Here is a 21,398-nt window from a genome sequence, read left to right on the forward strand (position 1 = left end):
CCGCCTCTGCAACAATCGCGAATAATTATCGTTAGTTAACGCATTCGTTCCGGGGGGGACACTGCTTGTCTTCTGCTCAGAGCCCACACGCCGAACTGGTCGGTGCGCTGTACCGCGACCATCGCAGCTGGCTGCTTGCCTGGCTGCAACGCAGCATGGCCTGCCGCCAGCGTGCCGAAAACCTGAGCCAGGACACCTTCGTGCGCCTGCTCGGGCGCGAACAACTGGACACCCCCCGTGAGCCGCGCGCTTTCCTGGCTGCAGTGGCCAAGGGGCTGATGTTCGACCACTTTCGCCGCGCAGCCCTGGAGCAGGCCTACCTGGCCGAACTGGCCCGCTTGCCGGAAGCCGAGCAGCCCTCCCCGGAACTCCAGCACCTGATCCTCGAAGACCTCAAGGCCATCGACCGCCTGCTCGGCAAGCTGTCGAGCAAGGCACGCACGGCGTTCCTGCACAATCGCCTGGACGGCATGAGCCACGCCGAAATCGCCGAGCGCCTGGGCGTATCGGTGTCGCGGGTGCGCCAGTACATCGCCCAAGGCATGCGCCAGTGCTATGTGGCCCTGTATGGGGAGCCGACGTGAACAACTCACCGGTTTCTGCCGGGGTCCTTGAAGCTGCCATCGCCTGGAAACTGAGCCTGGACGACGGTACCGGTACGCCCGACGAACGCAGCGAGTTCATGCGCTGGCATGCCGCCAGCGAGGAACACGCTCGCGCCTGGCGCCAGTTGGGCACCCTCGATCAGCGGGTCAGTGCCGCCGCCGGCCCCGCGCGCCAGGCCCTGCAGCAATCGCGCGCAGGGTTGCGCCGGCGGGTGGCCAAGGTGGGCGGCGGCCTGGCTGGCATGTTCCTGCTCGGCACACTGTTGGCCTGGGTCGGCGCGCCGTCGCTATCGGCAAGCTACTGGCTGGCCGATCAGCGCACCGCCACCGGCGAACTGCGGACCCTGCGCCTGGAGGACGGCACGCTGCTGAGCCTGAACACTCATACCGCGGTCGACATCGACTACGAAGGCGACCAGCGTGTACTGGTGCTGCACCAGGGTGAAATCTCGGTGGAGACCGGCCACCAGGACCCTCGCCCGTTGCTGGTGCGCACCGACGATGGCCGCCTGCGCCCCTTGGGCACGCGCTTTCTGGTGCGTCGCGAAAATAACGGTACCCGCCTGGAGGTGTTGCAGTCCTCGGTCGCAGCGCAGCCGCTCAACAGTGGCGACGAGCAGGTACTGCGCGAGGGTCAGCAGGTGCTCATGAACGCCAATGGCCTGGGCCGCATCGCACCCGTGCAAGCCGGTGCGGATGCCTGGACCCGCGGCATGCTGGTGGTGGACAACATCCGCCTGGCCGACCTGGTAGCGCAGCTGGGCAAATACCGTAGCGGCCACCTGGGCGTGGCCGATGAAGTGGCCGACCTGCGCGTGACGGGGAGCTTCCCGCTGACCGATACCGACCTGGCCCTCGCTTCGCTGGTGCCCGCGTTGCCGGTGAAGATCGAGCGGCATACCCAGTGGTGGGTGAGCGTGGTGCCCAAGTAGCACCAAAGCGCCCCCATGGGGCGGGCTTGCCGGCGATGAGGCCTAAGCTGGCTGCGTACAAATACAAACCATTTCCACTTTATTTCCAGATACCCCTGTCACTTCTGAAATCTCGCTCGGCAAGGAAGCAATTAGCACTTATCCGTCGAGGAACCGCTGCATGTCCCGTGCCGTTGATCGTATCCTGCGCCCCAGCCTGATGGCCTTGGCCATCGCCCTGGCTGCCCCGTTGGCCAGCCCTGCCCTGTTCGCCGCCGAGCAGTCCGCACAGCGCGCCTACGACCTGCCCAGCGCCCCGCTGGCCACCACCCTGAACCAGATCGCCAGCCAGTCGGGCATCACCCTGGCCATCGACCCGGCATTGGTCAGCGGCCGAAACTCGGCGCCGGTCAACGGCCAGTACGACGGCCTCGGCGCCCTGCAGGCCGCCCTGCTCGGTACCGGCCTGCAGCTACAGCAGAGCACTGTCGGCAGCTACAGCCTGGTGGCTGTTCCTGATGGCACTCTGGCGTTGCCCGAGACCGCGATCAATGCCAATGCATCGTACGAAAGCGCTTGGGGCCCGGTTGAGGGCTACACGGCAACACGCACCGCCGCTGGCACCAAGACAGACACAGCCATTGCCGAACTACCACGTTCGGTGACGGTGATCACCCGCCAGCAGATGGAAGACCGCCCGGTCCTCAATCTCAACGACGCCTTGCGCTACACCGCTGGCGTACAGAGCAGCGGCTACGGCTCCGACTCGCGCAGCGACTGGCTGTTGGTGCGCGGCTTCGTGCCCACCCAGTTTCTTGACGGTCTGCCATTGCCAAAGGGTAACTATGCGTCGCCGAAAATAGAGCCCTGGAACCTGGAGCGCATCGCGGTACTGCGTGGCCCGGCCTCTTCCGTCTACGGCCAGACCCCTCCCGGCGGCTTGCTGGACATGACCAGCCGCCGCCCGGATTTTGAAAGCAGCCACGAAGTTGAAGCCCAGGTTGGCAGCAACAACCACAAACAGATCAACTTCGACAGCACTGGCAAGATCGATGACGCGGGACGGTTTCTCTACCGTGTGAGCGGTACCGTGCGCGACAGCGGCACACCGATCGATCATATTCCGGACAAGCGCTACAACATCGCACCCAGCTTGACCTGGAACATCAATGACGACACCAAACTGACGTTCATTACCCAGTACACCCGCGACGATACCGGTATCACCGGCCAGTTCCTTCCCTTGCAGGGCACCAAACTGGACAGTCCTGCAGGCAAGATCTCCCACCACAAGAACCTGGGCGACCCGGACTGGGAATCCTACGATCGCACTTACTATCATTTGGGCTACGCGTTCGAGACCCGCCTGAACGACACATGGCAGTTCCGCCAGAACCTGCGTTACGCGCGCAACGAGCTGGACTTCAAGGGCATCACCGCCGGCGGTTCGATCTGGCCGGCAGGCCCGGACGAAGCAGTCAGCGCCGATGGCACGGTGCAACGCACCGCCGGCATCGTCGAGGAAGATATCTCCCAGTTCGCGGTGGATAACAACTTCCAAGCGGACTTCCAGACTGGCATGGTCGCCCATACCCTGCTGCTGGGGCTCGATCACCAACGTTCGGACAGCAATGCCCGCTGGCGCTGGGGTTCGGCCGGCGTGCCGCCAAGCAATATCCACAACCCGATCTACGGCCAGGATTTCTCGAACGTCCAGTACTTCGACATGTATGACTACGATCAGAAAACCCAGCAGACCGGTCTGTATGTCCAGGATCAGATGGCCCTGAACAACTGGCGCCTGGCCTTGGGCGGCCGTGAAGACTGGGTACACACCGGCACCACCTTCCACAACCAGGGCGACGCCACCAATACCCAGCGTGACAAGAAATTCAGCGGTAACGCAGCACTGAGCTACGTTTTCGACAACGGCATTACCCCGTACTTCTCGTATGCCGAGTCGTTCCAGGCCGCAACCGGTGCCGCAGTGAACAGCACCGATGCTTTTAAACCTACCGAAGGCAAACAGTACGAACTGGGCATCAAGTACCAGCCCCCTGGCAGCAAGACACTGCTTAGCGCAGCGGTATTCGACCTGACCCAAGAAAACATGTCGGTAACCGAGGGCGGTGTGACTCGCCAAGTAGGTGAAGTTCGCGTCAAAGGCCTGGAGCTTGAAGCCACATCGGATGTAACCAAGAACCTGAAATTGATCGGTTCCTACACCTATAACGACAGCGAGATCACCAAAGGCAACGACGGTGAGAAGGGCAAGCGCATGGCCCAGGTCCCTCGTAACCAGGCCACTGCCTGGGCCGACTACACCTGGCACGAAGGTGCGCTCGATGGCTTTGGCGTGGGCGTCGGTGTGCGCTATGTGGGTGACACCTATGGCAACACCACCAATACCGACTGGGGCCATGTGGGCTCATACACCGTCTACGATGCCTCGGTGCATTACGACTTGGGCCGCCTGAACCCAACCCTCAAGGGCGTGACCGTTGCCGTAGATGCGAAGAACCTGTTCAACAAGGATTACCTGTCGACTTGTGACGGTTACTACTGCTACTACGGCGACGAACGCAACGTAGTGGCCAGCGTCAATTATAAGTTCTGAGCGAATCGGGGCCGCTGTGCGGCCCCAGGTTCCATCAGGCACATTCGGTACCGTGATGAAAAGCCAAACCATCCGCCGCTGGTCCGTGATTCACACCTGGAGCAGCCTGGTCTGCACCCTGTTCCTGCTGTTACTGGCCCTCACCGGCCTGCCGCTGATCTTCCACCACGAAATCGAGCATCTGCTCGGCGACGCACCAAAGCTGCGCGAAATGCCTGCAGGCACCCCGCACCTGGACCTGCAGCAACTGGTGCTCAAGGCCGAGCAGCATCGTCTAGGCGAGGTAATGCAGTACTTCGGCTATGACGAAGACGAACGCAACGGCGTGGTGGCGATCACCGCTGCCACTGCCGGCACCGAACCCAATTCGTCACACACCTTCATGCTCGACGCCCGCACCGGCGAAGCCGTCGCCATGCCGGCCGCCAACGGCGGTTTCATGATGATCATGCTGCGCCTGCACGTCGACATGTTCGCCGGGCTGCCCGGCAAGCTGCTGCTGGCGTTCATGGGTGTGCTGTTCGTTGTCGCGATCATCTCCGGCACAGTGCTCTACGCACCGTTCATGCGCCGCCTGCAATTCGCCACGGTGCGCCACGAAAAATCCCGCCGCCTGCGCTGGCTCGACCTGCACAACCTGATCGGGGTGGTGACACTGGCCTGGGCGCTGACCGTCGGTGTAACCGGGGTCATCAGCGCCCTGTCCGACCTGGTCATCGCCGCCTGGCGCAACGACAGCCTGGCCGCAATGGTCGCGCCCTACCGTGACGCCCCGCCACTCACCGAGCGTGCACCGGCCAGCCGCCTGCTGGACATCGCCGAGCAGGCCGCACCCGGCATGCGCCCGGACTTCATCGCCTTCCCCGGCACGCGGTTCTCCAGCGAGCACCACTACGCCGTGTTCATGAAAGGCGCCACCCACCTGACATCGCACCTGCTCACGCCCGTGCTGATCGATGCGCGCAGCTTGCAGGTGACGGCAGTGGGCGAACGCCCCTGGTACATGGACGCCATGGGCCTCTCGCAGCCACTGCACTTTGGCGATTACGGCGGGCGTCCGATGCAGATCCTCTGGGCAGTGCTCGATGTGTTGACCATCATCGTGCTCGGCAGCGGCCTTTACCTGTGGTGGGGCAAACAGCGCAAACCCCGGGAGGCGCGGGCATGAGCCACAAATCGCAACCGACCCTGCGCATCTTCACCTGGCCGGCCGCCATCGGCCTGCTCGGTGCCGCCGGCCTGTTTGCCGCCTTGCTGGGTGACGGAGCGTGGGATGCCCTGGCCTGGCTGGGCCTGGGCGTGCCCGTCATCCTCAGCCTGCGCGGGTTGTGCCGGCGATAACCGGCTACCGCTTCGGTCCTTGCCCTGGGGCCTAACGTTGCGCCTCCCTGACCGAAGGAGCGCAACATGCTACCGCTGGAACGTATCGAATTCGTCGACCAACAGATCATCGCCCTGCTGGCACAATTGCCAAGCCCCGACCGGCCGGGGCTCACCCGTCATCAGCTACAAGGCGAACTGGCTGAATACTGGGCAGCCTGCGACCCCCAGGGCCGCTCGCGCAGGGTCCGCCTGTGCGATCTGCGCCGCGCCCTGATGCATGCCGAGTTGACCCTGCGCCAGGGCGACCGGACCTTGCCCGCCCCCCAGGCCGATGCCCTGAGCCTGTGCCTGGACCTGCCCAACGCCTGGCAACGCCGGCCCCAAGCGATGGCCACACGTGCCCAGGTGTACCGCCTGGTCCTCAGCCGTAGCCAGCCCCACAGCCGAGCGGTGCTGCCAGGCATGTTCGTGGTCATCACCGGTAACGACGAGGCTGCCGAACTCACCCCGGAGCATGCCCGCGGGCCGGCGTTGCTGTGCGGCCTGACCCAAGGCATCGAAGCCTACGCCTCGCTGGCCGGCTTGCACCTTGAGCTGTGCGAGCGCCTCGACGACCCGCTGCAGGGCCCGCCACTGCTGCGCCTGCTGGTCGATGCCGAACGTATAGAGAACGCCGCCAAGGCCGACCGCCTGCGCTACGAATGGTATGCCGATGACCCGGTGCAAGCCCAAGTCGACACCCTGATCGAAGCGCAGCGCCTGCGTGTCAACCACGCCTGGGCAAGCGCCCATGGCGCCCTGGCACCCGCCGCCGAGGCGCTGCGCAATGCCCTGTCACTGGAAGCCGAAGTCGGCAAACAAGCGTTGCTCGACACGCGCTACGGCCTGCTGCTGGAAAAAAACCTGCCCAACTGGTTGAGCACCGCAGGGCCCCAGGCGCTTACGCACATCATGCAGACCATGCAAAAACTGGTCGCCGCCGGCAATCGCATCGCCGCGCCGGGCATCCTCACCCTGGCGCAGTTCCGCGAGCAGCGCAGCTTGCAGGGCTGGGCCCGCGCGCGCGTAGAGGAACGCTTGCGCCACGATCATGGCCTGCGCTACGCCGCCGCCGACATCATGGTTCATGTTGTGCACAGCCGTCAGGCAGGTCCGCAGTTGAACCCCTTCACCCCTTCGAGCTACGTCACCTGGCGAGGTTTGGAGCACGTCGGCGGGCAGTTGGTCGAGCTGACCAGGGAGAGCTATCCGTTGGACGAACTGGCACTGCGCAACCTGAACTGGTTCGACTACGACTATTGGCTCACCGCCCGCGTAACACACCGTCACGACAAGCCGCTACCCGAAGCGCTGAACCCGGCCTACATCAAAGCGATGATCAGGCACCTGAATGTCGGCGGCAGCTATGAGGCCTACCTGAAGACCCAATTGATCGACTCCCCGGTCGGGGGCTGGAGGCTCAATGCCCATGCCCTGATCAACCGAGCCCGCATGCGCGCCGAGGCAGCCAAGGCGCGTTATGCCGGGCACCTTAGCGCCTTGGGTGAACAAGGCTACCGTTGGGTACGGCAGGTACTGGACTACCCGCACAACGCGCTGCGCCCAGCGGTGGACAACCAGCGCATCACCGTGCGGCAATTGACGATCCATGGCCATACCCTGCAAGGCGTTCTGCTGATCAATGCCGAAGGCTCCGGCACAGGCGCTTTCGTCCTGTACACACCGGACGCACCCGACCGCCGCGCCTGGCGCGGGCTGAGCAACGCGCGCGAACTGATGCGTTTGCTGCGCAAACAACCTGCCTTGCGCGCCTACGTGGCGAGCCGCCTGCCCCTGCTGGCACCTGTACGCATCGATAAACTACTCAGCAAGGGCCGGCTCGGCCCCGCACTGCGCACCCCGGCAATTGAGGAAGAGCTGTTCTTCGCCTACTACATGGCAGCGGTGCGCGGCTGGTTGGCAGTGGTCGATGCCCAGAGCCGCACCACCGGGGAGGCAGATCTCCAGCAGGGCATCGATCTGGTATGGCGCCTGCTCGACCTGATCAGCCTGGGGCTGCCTGCCCCTGTACAGGTCCCCCTGGCCCTGGGACGCATGGTGATCGAAACCTGGGATGGCCTGGAAGCCTTCAGCGAGGATGATATCAACGGCGTGCTGACCCATACGTACAACGCCCTGAGCTATGCCAACGACGCTGGTACCAGCGCGGTCAGCACCGGCCTGATGCGCCGCATGATGCGGGGCATGCCGACGCAACCACCGCTGCCACTGCCCGCGCGCTACAGCATCACGCCTGCGCTCGAGCACCTGCGCTACAGCATTGACGGTGTGCACGGTGAAGGCGTCTTTGAAAAAGCATCAGCATTCGAAGGGCTGACCCAGTATTTCATCCAGGACGCCCACGGCCGGTATTACAAGGTCTCATTCGACGGCCACCGTTGGCGGGTCATCGACCCGACCCAACCCGACGCTTACCTGCAGCAGCCGGTCAAACGCCTGGCCAATGGCAACTGGGTCATCGACTCACCGGTGCTGTGGTACGACGGCTTGCCCGATCTGCCGCAATTGCTGGCTAGCTGCCGCCTGCAACCACCGTTGGCAGGTGAGGCGGTGGGCACGCCGGCAGGGCTGTGTCGGGCAGACGACCAGCTTTATCTGCAAACCCCTGCCGGACAACTGCCAGTGCGTGCGCACCTGCTCGCCGGGCGCTACCACCTGTTGATACCGCACGCCCGGGAAGCTGGCGTGGTGCCGTGGGCGATCCTGCGCTGGCAAGACCGGCAGTGGCGCATCCGCGTGCGCCAGGCAGGGCGCAGCAGCGATTGGCTGGCGCTGCCGGATGACTACTCACCGAGCCGTGGCAACAACCGGTCGAGCCGCTGATGCAAGGCACTGCTGCTCGGCCAGTTGCGCAGCAGCCGCGCCCGATCACGGGCGTAGGCCGGGGCAAAGCTGAGCCCGGTGGCGTGCTGGCACATGGCGTCGAGGTCGATCAATGACCATTGGCCGTCGTGCCAGAACAGGTTGTGGCCCTTGAAGTCGCCGTGGCTGATACGCTCGCGGATCAGTTGCTGCATCAGCTCCACCAAGGCATCGACTTGCTCTTCAGGCACCTCGCCGCTTTCCACATAAGGCGCGAAGCACGCGGTCAGGTCCGGGCCATCGACATGTTCAGTGACCAGGTACGCCCGGCTGCGCAGGCCCATGACGCGCTGCTCCAGCACCGCCAACGGGCGCGGCGTGGCGAAGCCCAGGAACTCCAGGCGGTGGCCTTCAATCCAGGAGTGCCAGGCCCGGCTCGGGCGCCAGAACCGCTTGAGCCAGTGCGCGGTGTTCTTGATGTTGTAGCGCTTGAGTACCAGTGAGCGCCCACCCACCTCGACACGCGCCACGCTGGCCGCCCCGCCTGTCTTGTACAGGTGGCCCTGGTCGATCAAGGTATCGGCCTGTTCCAGTACCGGCAGCATGGCCTGGACTTCGCCACGGCGAATCGCACGCAAGCCCGAAAGGCTGCGCTCGACGCTGAACAGCGTGCATTCGCGCCCGGCCTTCTCCAGGTAATCCTTGAGGCGCCAGGTGCGCACCTTGTCCACCTGTTTCTGCAACGCTTCCATCGGCAACGCGTGCTCGGCATTGGCCAGCAGGTAATGCACCAGCAGCGCTTCGATGAATGGCTCCAGGCGCTTGGGCAACTGAGCGAAGAACACCCCGAGGTTTTCCAGCACACGCGGGCGCGACAGCTGCTGGCCCGGCGTTTCGGCCTTGATGCCGGCGCCATCGATCAGGTACAGCTTGCCGCCGTGGCGCAACAGGTTGTCCAGGTGCAAATCTTCCTGCCAAAGGCCCTTGGCATGCATCTGCGCCACCGCGGTCAGGGCTTCGCCCAGCACCAGGTGCTGTTCGTCGGCCAGCACCGGCAGGTTCGCCACCTTGTCCCAGGCATCGGCCAGGCTTTCGGCGCCGTCGAGGAACTCGAACAGCAGCCAGCCCCCCTCACCTTCCTTGAGCCCGTCGGCAAGCAGCTTTGGCGTTGTCAGGCCCTGTTCGGCCAGCAACTTCACACCCTCCAGCTCACGCTGAAAATGGCGCGCAGCATTGCCGCCTACCAGCAACTTGGCCAACACCGGCGTACCGCGCCATACACCGGCACCGACATAGCGCTGGCCCGGCAATACGCGCAGCAGGCTGAGCAGCTGCAGTTCGGCGTTGCCAGCGGCGTCGGCCAAGCTGACCGAGAGCGGCAGTGAAGGGCTGCGCCCGGCATCTTTCAATTCAGACAAACGCATCAGCGGGCCTCTTTTTCACGACGGCGTTGCGTCAGGCGTTGCAACCAGGTGCCAACCAGCACGCTGTCGGCCGGCTGGGCAAGATAGGTGGCAAGCAGCGCGCGCACGTTCAACTCGTTCCAGGCGCGGGCACGGCGCAGCAGCGGCTCCAGATCCTTCAGGCGGTCACGCATGCCGAACAACAGCGGCCGGGTCTTCTCCAGGTCGATCAATTGCGCGTCCCAGCCTTCGCGGCGTTGGCGCAGGAAGATATGCTTGGGGTAGAAGCAGCCGTGCACCTGGCCGGCGCTGTGCAGGGTGCGCGCCAGCTGGCCACAGGCCTGGAGGATGCCGTTGCGCTCAGGGTCACTGAGCTGCGGCCACTGGCCCAGCAGGCTTTCCAGGTCGCTCCAGTCATCCAGGGCACGTGTCAGCAGTATCGCCCGGTGCTGGCCTGCATGCTTGCGCTCACCGTAGAACACCGCCTGCAGGGCCGGGATATGCAGCTTCTGGTAACGGCTGATGTTGCGGAACTCACGGGCGAAGGTCGGCTCGCCAAAAGGGCGATGCAAGGTGCGGGTCAGGTAGTCGCTCTGGCGCTTGAGGTAATACCCTTTGCCCTCGAGCTCCAGGCGATAGACGCTGCTCCAGCCGCCACGGCCAGTGTTGGGTTCGTCCACGGCATCGAGCTGCAGCGCCCACAGCGCCTCGAAGTCATTCAGGCCATGGCGTTTGAGCAGCGCGAGGTCCGCGCTGGCCAGGTAATCGGTCATTCCCTTCCCTCGAAGAAGCTCAGTACCTGACGGACCCGGCGCTTGTCGCGCGCATTCAGGCGCTGGCGCCCGCGGTACTGCAGATAGAAGCGCAGGCGCTGGGTCGCCGTCAGGTGGTATTTGGCGACCTTGTCCAGGCATGCCAGGTCCTTGATCAGCCGGTGGCGCCACATGAAGCCGCGCCAGAAGTCACCGGTCGGGCAGTCGATGAAGAATAGCGTGCCCTGGTCATCGACCAACAGGTTGCGCCACTTGAGGTCGTTGTGGGCGAAACGGTGTTCGTGCATGACCCGGGTATGGCGCGCCAGCTGTCGGCTGATGTGGTCGACCCAGGCACGATCAGCCAGGCGCGGATCATTGCGCTCAGCCAGCACCGACAGGTCTTCGGTGCGCGGTAGCTCGCGGGTGATCATCGCGCCGCGGCCAAATGCCAGGCCATTGCGCTCCAGGCCCCAGGCCACAACTTCAGCGGTCGGGATGTCCCATTTGGCGAACTGCTTGAGGTTCTGCCATTCGGCCTTGATGCGCGGCCGGCCCAGGTAACGGCGCATGTGCTTGCCGGCACCGGTGTACCGCTTGACGTAATAGTTGACCCCGCCACGCTCGACGCGGACCACCTCGCTGAGCGGGTCACGGGTCAGGCGTTCACCCTGCAGGGCAAACACCGCATCAAGGCTGCCGAAGTCCGCCGCCAGGTGTTCGTAGCCTGGCGCCAGTGTCCAGCCCGCCATCAGAGTGCGTCCCCATAGCGTTGCTTGCGATCGTAGAGTTTCTGCGCCTTGCGGTCGAGCCAGGCCAGCAGCGCGGCCTCCTCGCTGAGGATCTGACGCAGCGGGCGCTGGAAGTAACCGCGCAGGAAACGCAGCTTGTCGCGCCGGGTCAGGCCGATATCCAGCGCCGAGAAGTACAGCGCGGCCAGGTCCTTGTCCCGCCAGCGGCGGCTGATTGTCGCCCGGGTCTGGGCGCGGTGCAGGTCGATTACCGACAATTTGAAGTCTTGCGCCGTCACCGGGCGGTCGGTGTGCAGCAGAAAGTGGCAGATGTAGCAGTCACGGTGGTTGACCCCGGCGCGGTGCATGCCGCCGGTCATCTTCGCCACTTCGGCGATCAGCGCGCGCTTGAGCGCCGGCTCAGGCGGCTGCTTGGCCCAGTCGATGCTGAAGTCTTCCAGGCTGATGGTCGGCGCCAGTTCTTCGGTGACGATGAACGAGTGCTGCGTGGCCGGGTTGCTGCCACGCTCGCCATAGGCCACTGCAGTCATGGTCGGCACGCCGACTTCATGCAGGCGCTCGATGGCCCGCCATTCCTGCCCGGCACCCAGCACCGGAAGCTTGGCGGTGAGCAGGTTCTTGAAGATTTCGCCCCAGCCGATGCCACGGTGGATCTTGACGAAGAAACCTTCGCCATCGACCTCGGTGCGCAGCGTGCGGCGGCCTTCCAGCTCTCGGTACACCTCGCCTTGCAGGGCTTCCACGGCATCAAAGGCATCACGCCCGGCCCACAGGCGCTTGAACGGTTCGGCCAGGATCAGCTTCATGCGCTCTCCTGCCCCAGAATCACGTCGGCGGCGTGCTGCGGCATGCTGTAAAGGTCGGCGGTTTCGGCAAAGGCCAGCCCGTTGCGCGACCACTCGGCACGCGCCTCTGGCGCTTCGAGCATGCGCTGCAGGTAGCCGTTGAGCTGTTCCTGCTCGAACGGCTCGTCCAGCACCAGGCCGCTGTCGGCCTCGGCAATGTAATGGGCGTAGCCGCAAACTTTGGAAACCAGCACCGGCAAGCCAGCCACCAGCGCCTCGAGCAACACCGTACCGGTGTTCTCGTTGTAGGCCGGGTGGATCAGCAGGTCGGCACCCAACAGGAAGCGCGGGATATCACTGCGGCCCTTGAGGAACTGCACCTGTTCGCCCAAGCCCAAGGCTGCGCTCTGCAGCTGGAACACCTTGGGGTCGTCCTGGCCGATGACCATCAGCCGGGTGCGCTTGCGCAGAGACGCTGGCAGCGCGGCCAGGGCCTTGAGGCTGCGGTCGAGGCCCTTGGTCTTGAAGCCGGAGCCGATCTGTACCAGCAGCAGGTCGTCATCGCCCAGGTTGAACTCCTTGCGAAACTCCGCGCGGATCTCGGCGGCATTGGCCGGTGCGCGGCGGTCCTGGGAAATGCCGGGCGGCAACAGGTGGAAGCGTTCAACGGGGGTGCCGTAATGCTTGATGAACAGCGGTTGCTGCACCTCTGAAATCATCAATATCTCAGTGCGCGCATCCTTGGCGAACACAGCCCGCTCGTACTCGGCGAAGTGCCGGTAGCGGCCCCAGCGGCGGTAAAGACCGCCACGCAAGGTCTGGGCCTTGTCCTCGAAACAGGCGTCGGCCGCGTAATACACGTCCAGGCCCGGCATCTTGTTGAAGCCGATCAACCGGTCTACCGGGCGCTTGGCCAGATCGGCTTCCATCCAGGCAGTGAGTTTTTCGTTGCGACGGTGATTGAACAGCGCCTTGACCGGCGCCACCAGCACTTCGAAACCGGGCGGAATGTCGCCTTCCCAAATCAGCGTGTAGACACGGATCTGGTGGCCCCGCTTCTGGCATTCCAGGGCGATGCGCATGAAATCGCGCTGCAGCCCGCCGAAGGGGAAATATTTGTAAAGCACGAAAGCCAGTTGCATCAACGGACATCCTCAGCCAGCAGCAACGCGCTCAAGCGGCTCGCCACATGCTCTGGATTCAGGCGAGTGAAGCACAATGGCCACTCGCGTTTGAGATCGAACCGGCGCAGGTCGTCGGCGCTCGGTTTGTAGGTGCACTTTTTCTGCAGGCACGGTGCACAGGGGAAATCGCTGGCCTGGTGCACCTGCACACGGCCATAGGCGCCAGTCAGGCCCGGGTTGGTCGGCCCGAACAGCGAAATGGTCGGCACATCCAGCGCTGCGGCCAAGTGGCCCAGCCCAGTGTCCACCGCCACACAGGCCTTTGCCGCCGCCAGCACGCGGGCGACGCCGGCAAGGTTCAATCTGGGGAGCACCTGGCAGTTGTTCAAGCCTTGGGCTATACGCTCGGCGCGGTCTTTCTCGGCCTGGTTGCCCCATGGCAGGCATACCTGCAGCCTGCTGCGGCCCAGCCGTTCAGCCAGCTCTCGCCAGTAGGCCTCGGGCCAGTGCTTGGTCGCCCAGGTAGTGCCGTGCAGAAACACCACATACGGCGCCGCCGGGGGCAGTTGCAGGCGCTCCAGGTCCAGGCCGTAGTTGCCGATGCCTTCGGGCAGGTCATAGGCCAGCGCCATGGCGAACAGCTGGCGCACGCGCTCTACCGCATGCTGGCCGACGGCGACCGAAAGGCGCCGGTCATAGAAACGGCTGGCCAAGCCTTCACGCGCCGAGTAACGGTCCAGGCCGGCCACCGGCGCCTTGACGTAGCGGGTCAGCCAGGCCGACTTGACCAACCCCTGGGCATCGATCACCAGGTCGTACTTGCGCTCGCGCACGCGTTGCTTGAACGCCTTCCACTCGCCGCTCTTGATGGTCTGCCAGACATTCTTGCGCCAGCGCCGAATGGCTACCGGTATCACCTGGTCGACCGCCGGGTGCCAGCTGGGTATCTCGGCGAAGCCTTCTTCCACCACCCAGTCGAAGCGGATGCCCGGGATCGCATGGGCGGCATCGGTGAGCGCCGGCAGGGTGTGGATCACATCACCCAGCGACGAGGTCTTGATGATCAGTACCCGCACTTACTCGACCTCGGCCACGGTATCGATCAGGTTCGGCCCACCCAGGCTGTGCAGGGCGGCGATGACTTTGCCAGGCTCCAGCAGACGCAGGCAGTTGTAGTGGCCGAAGCGGCAGGTGCGGTCGAAGCATGGGCTGCACTCGATGCCGGTGCGCACGATCTCGACCTGCTCGGCCAACGGCGGGGTAAAGCCCGGCGAAGTCGAACCATAGACGGCAACCAGCGGGCGGTTCAACGCCGCCGCCACGTGCATCAGCCCGGAGTCGTTGGACACCACCGCGTTGGCACAGGACATGAGGTCGATCGCCTCGGCCAACGAGGTTTCGCCCGCCAGGTTATAAGATTCTTCACGCAAACCCGGGATCAGCCGGTCGCGGATCTGCTCGCCGACCGGGTGATCGTTCTTCGAGCCGAACAGCCACACCTGCCAGCCCTGGCGAATCATGGCGTCGGCAACGCTGGCGTAGTGCTCTGCCGGCCAGCGCTTGGCTTCACCGAACTCGGCACCTGGGCACAGCGCAAGCACCGGGCGGTCCAGCTCCAGGCCGAACTTGGCCAGCGCGGCCTCACGGCTCGGCGCCTGGATCTGCAGCTCAGGCCGCGGATAAGGCTGCGGCAGCTCGGCACCCGGCGCATAGGCCAGTGCCATGAAGCGCTCGATCATCAGCGGGTAACGCGCCTTGTCCAGCTTGCGCACATCGTTGAGCAGGCCGAAGCGCATTTCGCCACGCCAGCCGGTGCGTTTGGGAATGCCGGCAAAGAACGGCACCAGCGCCGACTTCAGCGAGTTGGGCAGCAGGATCGCCTGGTCGTACTGGCCGGCCAGGGACTTGCCGATGCGCCGGCGCGTAGCCAGTTCCAGCGCGCCATGGCCGAGCGGGAAGCTCAAGGCCTGACGCACTTGGGGCATGCGCTCAAGGATCGGCCGGCTCCACTCGGGTGCCAGCACATCGATCACGCAGTCGGGGTGCTGCTGTTTCAGGCACTGGAACAAGGTTTGCGCCATCACCATGTCGCCGACCCAGCTGGGGCCAATGATCAGTATTCTCATGCTTAGTCCAGAAAAACTCGGGGAGGCTGCAGGCTGCGGTACAGCCTGGCCTCCCCTCTTTATATTCAGGCTATGTGGCGGACAGTGTAACACCGGTGGTGGAACATCGGCCTTTAGGCCCCTGTGGAGCGGCCTTGCGCCGCGAAAGGGCCGCAAAGCGGCCCCAACAATCTCATGCCAATCCCAGTTCACCCCAGATCCGCCGCACCTCGCGACGCTCATCGGCAAACTGCGCCGCATCGATCACCCCGGCCTGCTTCTGCAGGGCCTGGCGGTGCGAGGCTGAGCGAAACGCCTTGTACACTTCACGCAACAACACCGCATCGCTGGCCGGCATCAAGCCCGCCTGCTCCAGCTCTTCCAGAATGCGAATGTTATCGGTCCAGCGCAGTATGGCCGGATGGTCGTGGGACCAGGCCAAAGCGGCGTATTGCACCATAAATTCGATATCGACGATACCGCCGGCATCCTGCTTGATATCGAACGCCACGCCTGCATCGAAGGCATTGGCCGCAGTGCCCGCGGCGGTGGCCTTGGTGCCGAGGTTGTCACGCATCTTGGCGCGCATTTCGCTGACCTCGCTGCGCAGCTTGTCCAGGTCACGGGCCTGGCCCAGAACCTTGGCGCGCACACCCTCGAACGCTGCCGCCACCTGCTTGCAGCCCACCAGCACGCGGGCGCGCACCAGAGCCTGATGCTCCCAGGTCCAGGCTTCGTTCTGCTGGTAGCGCTCGAACGCGCCCAGCGAGCTGACCAGCAGCCCCGCTGCGCCCGATGGCCGCAGGCGCATGTCGACGTCATAAAGCTGGCCGGAGTTGGTTTGCGTGGTCAGCAAATGGATGATGCGCTGGCCCAGGCGCGTGAAGAACTGCGCGCTGTCGATCGGCTTGGCGCCATCGGTTTCCGCCTGCGGGTCGCCGTCGTGGATGAACACCAGGTCCAGGTCCGAGCCATGGCCCAGTTCAAGGCCACCCACCTTGCCGTAGCCGAGGATGATGAAGCCCGGGTCGCACAGGCTGCCGTCGCTGCGCTTGGGCTGGCCGTGGCGCGCCACGGTCTGGCGCCAGGCCAGCGCCAGCACCTGGTCGAGAATGGCTTCGGCCAGCCAGGTCAGGTAATCGCTGACTTTCATCAACGGCAGGTTGCCGCTGATTTCGGAGGCTGCCACGCGCAGGCTGTGGGCCAGCTTGAAGTGGCGCAAGGCCTCCATCTGTTGTTCAAGATCGTCCTCGGGGATGCGCGTCAGCCGCTCGCGCAGCTCGGCGGCCAGCTCCGGCGCCAGCGGCGGGCTGAACAAGCGGCCTTCATTGAGCAACTCATCGAGCAGCAATGGGTAACGGGCGATCTGCTCGGCGATCCACGGGCTGGCGGCACACAGGGTCAGCAGGCGGCGCAAGGCCCCCGGGTTTTCAGTCAGCAGCACCAGGTAGGCCGACCGCCGCGCCACAGCTTCGACCAGCGGCAGTACACGTTCCAGCACCAGGTCCGGGTTGTCATGCTCAACCGCCTGGGCCAGCAGACGCGGGATGAAGGCATCCAGACGCTCACGGCCGATGCGCTGCATAGAACGCAACTGTGGGCTGGCACGCAGCCCCGCCAGCCTGCGCAAGGCTTCGGCGGGCTGCTTGAAGCCGGCCTCTTCCAGCTGACGGCCGGCGGCCTCCTCATCCTGCGCCTGCTCCCACAAGGGCGACCACTCACCGCCAACCACCAGGTCACCCTCGCCTTCTTCTTCATCCGGGTCGGCGATGACCTGGCGGAAGTGCCAATCGACACGGCCGCGCCAGTGCATCAACTGGTCGTGGAAGCTCTGCCAGCCGCTAAAGCCGAGCATATAGGCCACGCGCTCACGGTCGGTCTCGTCATCAGGCAGCATCTGTGTCTGGCGGTCGGCAATGGCCTGGATGGCATGCTCGGTATAGCGCAGGAACTCATACCCTTCACGCAGCTCCGCCACCACCGCCGGCGGCAGGTAGCCTTGGCCCTCCAGGGTCGCCAGCACTTTCAGCAATGGCCGCTGCTGCAGGCTCAGGTCACGCCCGCCATGGATCAGCTGGAAGGCCTGGGCGATGAACTCCACTTCACGGATGCCACCGGCGCCAAGCTTGATGTTCTCGGACATGCCCTTGCGCCGCACCTCCTGCTGGATCAGCTGCTTCATGGTACGCAGCGCTTCGATCGCCGAGAAATCCAGGTAACGCCGGTACACGAACGGGCGCAGCATCTCCTGCAGTTGCGCGCCTGCCGCCTGGTCGCCGGCCACCACCCGCGCCTTGATCATCGCGTAGCGTTCCCAGTCGCGGCCTTGGTCTTGGTAGTACTGCTCCAGGGCATTGAAGCTGAGCACCAGCGAACCGGCCGAGCCGTAGGGGCGCAGGCGCATGTCGACGCGGAACACGAAGCCATCGACGGTGACCGGGTCGAGCGCCTTGATCAGGCGCTGACCCAGGCGGGTGAAGAACTCCTGATTGTCCAGCGAGCGCTTGACCCCTTCGGTCTCACCGCCTTCAGGGAAGGCGAAGATCAGGTCGATATCCGATGACAGGTTGAGCTCGACCGCCCCCAGCTTGCCCATGCCCAGCACCACCATATGCTGCGGTTCACCGCTGCGGTTGCCGATCGGCGTACCGAACTGCTGGCAGTGGCGCGGGTACAGCCATTGATAAGCTTCGTCGATCGCCGCGTCAGCAAGGTCGGACAGGTCGCGACAGGTCTCGCCCAGTTCGGCCTGGCGGGTGATATCACGCCAGATGATGCGCAACTGCTGGCGGTTGCGCTCGCGGCGCAGGTTGCGTGCCAGCTCTTCTTCACTCGACGCCGCCTGGGCCGCTGCCGCGATCTGCCCACGCAGCTCGCCCGGCGCATACCGGCGGTCCATCTCGCCGCTGGCCAGCAGGGCAAACAGCATCGCCGGCTCACGCTGGGCCAGGCCGAGCACGAAGTCGCTGGCGGCGGCCACCTGGTCGAACTGGTGCTGGTGAGCCGGGCTCCAGGCGGTCGGATCGAGCGCCGGGTGGCTGCTCAGGGCATCGAGCAGAAACTGCCGATTACGGGCGACCAGCGGTTGCAGGGAGGCAGGCAGTTCGAGCGGCAAAGGCAGGCGCATGGTCTATCCTTGATCGGCGTGAAAGTGAGAGTAAAAAGCGGCCACGAGGAAACCGGACCCCGGTTGGACTGTCGTACAAAAGTTGGAAATAGCTGAAAAAAACGAATCATTGGCATGAAACATCAAGAATCACCCGCTCGCAGCACAACGCCAACCAACATGAACGTTTTTCCTCACAAGCCAAGGTGCGACCAAACGTCGCATTTGTGTAGTTTTACTACTACCCCGACCGTGCAAAAGCATGAAATGCGAAAGCAAATGTAGTAAAACTACACGCCGCCGGGTCACACTCCGGTAATCCAAGAATTCACGACGTCTGCCCATAAGGCCAGTCGCAAACTCAGGCCCCCGATTCTGGTGGCCTTTCCGCCCTGGAGCAAGCCATGCAAGACCTCGATCCAATCGAAACCCAGGAATGGCTGGATGCCCTGGAGTCGGTCCTCGACAAAGAAGGCGAAGACCGCGCTCATTACCTGATGACCCGCATGGGCGAGCTGGCCACCCGCAGTGGCTCCCAGCTGCCATACGCGATCACCACGCCATACCGCAACACCATCCCTGTCACCCACGAAGCACGCATGCCTGGCGACCTGTTCATGGAACGCCGCATTCGCTCGATGGTGCGTTGGAACGCGCTGGCCATGGTGATGCGCACCAACCTGAAGGATTCGGACCTGGGCGGCCACATCTCCAGCTTCGCCTCCAGTGCCACCCTGTATGACATCGGCTTCAACTACTTCTTCCAGGCCCCGACCGAAGAACACGGCGGCGACCTGATCTTCTTCCAGGGCCACGCTTCGCCAGGCGTTTACGCCCGTGCCTTCATGGAAGGCCGCATCAACGAAGAGCAGATGAACAACTTCCGCCAGGAAGTGGACGGCAAAGGCCTGTCTTCGTACCCGCACCCATGGCTGATGCCTGACTTCTGGCAGTTCCCGACCGTTTCCATGGGCCTGGGCCCGATCCAGGCGATCTACCAGGCGCGCTTCATGAAGTACCTGGAAGCCCGTGGTTTCATTCCGGCCGGCAAGCAAAAAGTCTGGTGCTTCATGGGCGACGGCGAGTGCGACGAGCCGGAATCCCTCGGTGCCATCGCCCTGGCAGGCCGCGAGAAGCTGGACAACCTGATCTTCGTCATCAACTGCAACCTGCAGCGCCTCGACGGCCCGGTTCGCGGCAACGGCAAGATCATCCAGGAACTCGAAGGCGTGTTCCGTGGCGGCGGCTGGAACGTCAACAAAGTCGTCTGGGGCCGCTTCTGGGACCCACTGCTGGCCAAAGACACCAACGGTGCCCTGCAGCGCCGCATGGACGAAGTCATCGACGGCGAGTATCAGAACTACAAAGCCAAAGACGGCGCGTACGTTCGTGAGAACTTCTTCAACACGCCAGAGCTCAAGGCCATGGTCGAAGACCTGTCCGACGACGAGATCTGGAAGCTCAACCGTGGCGGTCACGACCCGTACAAGGTCTATGCGGCCTACCATCAGGCGGTCAACCACAAAGAGCAACCGACTGTCATCCTGGCCAAGACCATCAAGGGTTACGGCACCGGTGCTGGCGAAGCCAAGAACACCGCGCACAACACCAAGAAGGTCGACGTCGACAGCCTGCGCCACTTCCGTGACCGCTTCGACATCCCGGTCAAGGATGCCGACCTTGAAAGCCTGCCGTTCTACAAGCCCGAAGAAGGTTCGGCCGAAGCCAAGTACCTGGCCGAGCGCCGCGCAGCCCTGGGTGGCTTCGTACCGCAGCGCCGCGCCAAGAGCTTCAGCGTGCCGACCCCGCCCCTGGAAACGCTGAAAGCGATCCTGGACGGCTCGGGCGACCGCGAAATCTCCACCACCATGGCCTTCGTGCGTATCCTCGCGCAGCTGGTCAAGGACAAGGACATCGGCCAGCGCATCGTGCCGATCATCCCGGACGAAGCCCGTACCTTCGGTATGGAAGGCATGTTCCGCCAGCTGGGTATCTACTCGTCGGTCGGCCAGCTCTACGAGCCAGTCGACAAAGACCAGGTGATGTTCTACCGCGAAGACAAGAAGGGCCAGATCCTCGAGGAAGGCATCAACGAAGCCGGCGCCATGTCGTCGTTCATCGCTGCCGGTACCTCGTACAGCTGCCACAACCAGCCGATGCTGCCGTTCTACATCTTCTACTCGATGTTCGGCTTCCAGCGTATCGGCGACCTGGCCTGGGCCGCTGGCGACAGCCGCACCCGTGGCTTCCTGATCGGCGGTACCGCCGGCCGTACCACCCTCAACGGTGAAGGCCTGCAGCACGAAGACGGTCACAGCCACATGATGGCGGGCACCATCCCGAACTGCCGCACCTATGATCCGACCTACGGCTACGAGCTGGCGGTGATCATCCAGGACGGCATGAAGAAGATGACCGAAGAGCAGCAGGACATCTTCTACTACATCACCGTGATGAACGAATCCTACCAGCAGCCAGCCATGCCGGCCGGTGTCGAGGAAGGCATCATCAAGGGCATGTACCTGCTCGAAGAAGACACCCGCGAAGCCGCGCACCACGTTCAGCTGATGGGCTCCGGCACCATCCTGCGCGAAGTCCGCGAGGCCGCGAAGATCCTGCGTGAAGAGTTCAACGTCGGTGCCGACGTGTGGAGCGTCACCAGCTTCAACGAGCTGCGTCGCGACGGCCTGGCCGTGGAACGCGCCAACCGCCTCAAGCCTGGCCAGAAGCCTCAGCAGACTTACGTCGAAGAGTGCCTGGCCGGTCGCAAAGGCCCGGTCATCGCGTCCACCGACTACATGAAGCTGTTCGCCGAACAGATTCGCCAGTGGGTGCCGAGCAAAGAGTTCAAAGTCCTGGGTACCGATGGCTACGGTCGCAGCGACAGCCGCAAGAAGCTGCGTCACTTCTTCGAAGTCGACCGCCACTTCGTGGTGCTGGCTGCCCTGGAAGCCTTGGCTGACCGTGGCGAGATCGAACCGAAGGTGGTGGCCGACGCCATCGTCAAGTTCGGCATCGATCCGGACAAGCGCAACCCACTGGACTGCTGAGGA

The 21,398-nt window shown here is 64.1% G+C and carries 15 protein-coding genes; 7 read left to right on the plus strand and 8 right to left on the minus strand.

From position 1 onward, the window contains the following. The first annotated feature begins 65 nt into the window (after nucleotides 1–65). The 6 genes from ACEWE8_RS15400 (at nucleotide 66) to ACEWE8_RS15425 (ending at nucleotide 8,339) form a co-directional block, all read left to right on the plus strand. Nucleotides 66–584 (plus strand): RNA polymerase sigma factor, encoded by a 519-nt coding sequence (locus ACEWE8_RS15400; protein WP_046787539.1) that lies wholly within the window; start codon nucleotides 66–68, stop codon nucleotides 582–584. Then, nucleotides 581–1,537: a FecR domain-containing protein gene (locus tag ACEWE8_RS15405; protein WP_046787538.1), complete on the plus strand. Its 957-nt coding sequence runs from the start codon at nucleotides 581–583 to the stop codon at nucleotides 1,535–1,537. The genes ACEWE8_RS15400 and ACEWE8_RS15405 overlap by 4 nt, the downstream gene beginning before the upstream one ends. Nucleotides 1,538–1,697: 160 nt before the next feature. Continuing rightward, nucleotides 1,698–4,133, plus strand: a complete 2,436-nt coding sequence (locus ACEWE8_RS15410) for a TonB-dependent siderophore receptor (protein ID WP_046787537.1) — start codon at nucleotides 1,698–1,700, stop codon at nucleotides 4,131–4,133. A gap of 55 nt (nucleotides 4,134–4,188) precedes the next feature. After that, nucleotides 4,189–5,301, plus strand: coding sequence for a PepSY domain-containing protein (locus ACEWE8_RS15415; protein WP_046787536.1), 1,113 nt, complete (start codon nucleotides 4,189–4,191; stop codon nucleotides 5,299–5,301). Continuing rightward, a complete protein-coding gene (locus ACEWE8_RS15420) occupies nucleotides 5,298–5,474 on the plus strand; it encodes a hypothetical protein (RefSeq protein ID WP_174141951.1) in 177 nt (58 codons plus the stop codon). Before ACEWE8_RS15415 ends, ACEWE8_RS15420 begins: the two co-directional genes overlap by 4 nt. A 66-nt stretch (nucleotides 5,475–5,540) precedes the next feature. Next, nucleotides 5,541–8,339: a dermonecrotic toxin domain-containing protein gene (locus tag ACEWE8_RS15425; protein ID WP_367903897.1), complete on the plus strand. Its 2,799-nt coding sequence runs from the start codon at nucleotides 5,541–5,543 to the stop codon at nucleotides 8,337–8,339. On the opposite strand, the gene ACEWE8_RS15430 is transcribed toward ACEWE8_RS15425, so the two are convergent. The 8 genes from ACEWE8_RS15430 to glnE all read right to left on the minus strand — a co-directional run bounded on the left by ACEWE8_RS15430 (nucleotide 8,300) and on the right by glnE (nucleotide 18,366). Continuing rightward, on the minus strand, nucleotides 8,300–9,742 hold the full coding sequence (locus ACEWE8_RS15430) for a lipopolysaccharide kinase InaA family protein (protein ID WP_046787534.1): 1,443 nt from the start codon (nucleotides 9,740–9,742) through the stop codon (nucleotides 8,300–8,302). The two genes, ACEWE8_RS15425 and ACEWE8_RS15430, sit on opposite strands and share 40 nt — an antisense overlap. After that, nucleotides 9,742–10,494, minus strand: a complete 753-nt coding sequence (locus ACEWE8_RS15435) for a lipopolysaccharide kinase InaA family protein (RefSeq protein ID WP_046787533.1) — start codon at nucleotides 10,492–10,494, stop codon at nucleotides 9,742–9,744. Before ACEWE8_RS15435 ends, ACEWE8_RS15430 begins: the two co-directional genes overlap by 1 nt. Further along, nucleotides 10,491–11,225: a lipopolysaccharide kinase InaA family protein gene (locus ACEWE8_RS15440; RefSeq protein WP_046787532.1), complete on the minus strand. Its 735-nt coding sequence runs from the start codon at nucleotides 11,223–11,225 to the stop codon at nucleotides 10,491–10,493. The genes ACEWE8_RS15435 and ACEWE8_RS15440 overlap by 4 nt, the downstream gene beginning before the upstream one ends. Then, nucleotides 11,225–12,031, minus strand: a complete 807-nt coding sequence (gene rfaP / locus ACEWE8_RS15445) for a lipopolysaccharide core heptose(I) kinase RfaP (protein WP_046787531.1) — start codon at nucleotides 12,029–12,031, stop codon at nucleotides 11,225–11,227. Before rfaP ends, ACEWE8_RS15440 begins: the two co-directional genes overlap by 1 nt. After that, entirely contained in the window at nucleotides 12,028–13,152 is a 1,125-nt protein-coding gene (locus ACEWE8_RS15450; protein ID WP_046787530.1) for a glycosyltransferase family 4 protein, read from the minus strand. Before ACEWE8_RS15450 ends, rfaP begins: the two co-directional genes overlap by 4 nt. After that, nucleotides 13,152–14,210 carry a lipopolysaccharide heptosyltransferase I gene (gene waaC, locus ACEWE8_RS15455; protein ID WP_046787529.1) on the minus strand — a complete coding sequence of 353 codons (1,059 nt, stop codon included), beginning with the start codon at nucleotides 14,208–14,210 and terminating at the stop codon, nucleotides 13,152–13,154. Before waaC ends, ACEWE8_RS15450 begins: the two co-directional genes overlap by 1 nt. Continuing rightward, nucleotides 14,211–15,260: a lipopolysaccharide heptosyltransferase II gene (gene waaF, locus ACEWE8_RS15460; RefSeq protein ID WP_046787528.1), complete on the minus strand. Its 1,050-nt coding sequence runs from the start codon at nucleotides 15,258–15,260 to the stop codon at nucleotides 14,211–14,213. It lies immediately after the preceding gene. Nucleotides 15,261–15,432: 172 nt separating this feature from the next. Further along, a complete protein-coding gene (glnE, locus tag ACEWE8_RS15465) occupies nucleotides 15,433–18,366 on the minus strand; it encodes a bifunctional [glutamate--ammonia ligase]-adenylyl-L-tyrosine phosphorylase/[glutamate--ammonia-ligase] adenylyltransferase (protein ID WP_046787527.1) in 2,934 nt (977 codons plus the stop codon). Nucleotides 18,367–18,749: 383 nt separating this feature from the next. Here glnE and aceE point away from each other — a divergent pair, with 383 nt between their 5' ends. Continuing rightward, nucleotides 18,750–21,395 carry a pyruvate dehydrogenase (acetyl-transferring), homodimeric type gene (aceE, locus tag ACEWE8_RS15470; RefSeq protein WP_012316622.1) on the plus strand — a complete coding sequence of 882 codons (2,646 nt, stop codon included), beginning with the start codon at nucleotides 18,750–18,752 and terminating at the stop codon, nucleotides 21,393–21,395. Nucleotides 21,396–21,398 lie beyond the last annotated feature (3 nt).

The sequence above is a fragment of the Pseudomonas sp. TR47 genome (genome assembly GCF_044143025.1).
Lineage (GTDB): Bacteria > Pseudomonadota > Gammaproteobacteria > Pseudomonadales > Pseudomonadaceae > Aquipseudomonas > Aquipseudomonas putida_E.

What these genes read in the sequence shown, in the direction of transcription:
- ACEWE8_RS15410 (WP_046787537.1), top strand. Translation starts at nt 1,698, where the DNA reads ATGTCCCGTGCCGTTGATCGTATCCTGCGCCCCAGCCTGATGGCCTTG.
- ACEWE8_RS15415 (WP_046787536.1), top strand. Translation starts at nt 4,189, where the DNA reads ATGAAAAGCCAAACCATCCGCCGCTGGTCCGTGATTCACACCTGGAGC.
- ACEWE8_RS15420 (WP_174141951.1), top strand. Translation starts at nt 5,298, where the DNA reads ATGAGCCACAAATCGCAACCGACCCTGCGCATCTTCACCTGGCCGGCC.
- ACEWE8_RS15425 (WP_367903897.1), top strand. Translation starts at nt 5,541, where the DNA reads ATGCTACCGCTGGAACGTATCGAATTCGTCGACCAACAGATCATCGCC.
- ACEWE8_RS15430 (WP_046787534.1), bottom strand. Translation starts at nt 9,742, where the DNA reads ATGCGTTTGTCTGAATTGAAAGATGCCGGGCGCAGCCCTTCACTGCCG.
- ACEWE8_RS15435 (WP_046787533.1), bottom strand. Translation starts at nt 10,494, where the DNA reads ATGACCGATTACCTGGCCAGCGCGGACCTCGCGCTGCTCAAACGCCAT.
- ACEWE8_RS15440 (WP_046787532.1), bottom strand. Translation starts at nt 11,225, where the DNA reads ATGGCGGGCTGGACACTGGCGCCAGGCTACGAACACCTGGCGGCGGAC.
- rfaP (WP_046787531.1), bottom strand. Translation starts at nt 12,031, where the DNA reads ATGAAGCTGATCCTGGCCGAACCGTTCAAGCGCCTGTGGGCCGGGCGT.
- ACEWE8_RS15450 (WP_046787530.1), bottom strand. Translation starts at nt 13,152, where the DNA reads ATGCAACTGGCTTTCGTGCTTTACAAATATTTCCCCTTCGGCGGGCTG.
- waaF (WP_046787528.1), bottom strand. Translation starts at nt 15,260, where the DNA reads ATGAGAATACTGATCATTGGCCCCAGCTGGGTCGGCGACATGGTGATG.
- glnE (WP_046787527.1), bottom strand. Translation starts at nt 18,366, where the DNA reads ATGCGCCTGCCTTTGCCGCTCGAACTGCCTGCCTCCCTGCAACCGCTG.
- aceE (WP_012316622.1), top strand. Translation starts at nt 18,750, where the DNA reads ATGCAAGACCTCGATCCAATCGAAACCCAGGAATGGCTGGATGCCCTG.